Origin of the sequence: Pseudomonas helleri (assembly GCF_009600315.1) — a bacterium.
Lineage (GTDB): Bacteria > Pseudomonadota > Gammaproteobacteria > Pseudomonadales > Pseudomonadaceae > Aquipseudomonas > Aquipseudomonas helleri_A.
Window position 1 is genome coordinate 1 of the sequence record NZ_WIWC01000153.1, and the last position, 290, is coordinate 290.

At 62.4% G+C, this 290-nt stretch carries 1 protein-coding gene; it reads right to left on the bottom strand.

Features of this window, described 5'->3' with window-relative positions:
* On the bottom strand, window positions 1-290 hold a 290-nt coding region (locus GHN86_RS23195; RefSeq protein ID WP_153387402.1), incomplete at both ends, for a DUF4158 domain-containing protein.

Below are 290 nucleotides of genomic sequence, written 5' to 3' on the forward strand. Positions count from 1 at the left end.
TGCTTGAGCGCTGCCAGTTGAGACAGGGTGTCGTCACGCACCAGGAGCTGGCCCAGCGCAGCTTTGGCCGATTCGTCCAACACTTCTGCCAGCAAGCCGCCCAAGCGCCTGCGTTCGGTGGACAGGGCTTCACTGACCAGCTCTTGTAAGGTGGTGTGGCCGGGCCGGATGATTTTGTGCTCGCTGAGCCAAACGATCAGTTCGGCGGCCACGAATCCTGGCATTACGTCGCGCCGCACGATCTGTTCAGCCTGCTGTGCCAGTTGCGGCAGGAAGCTAGCCGCCCACGA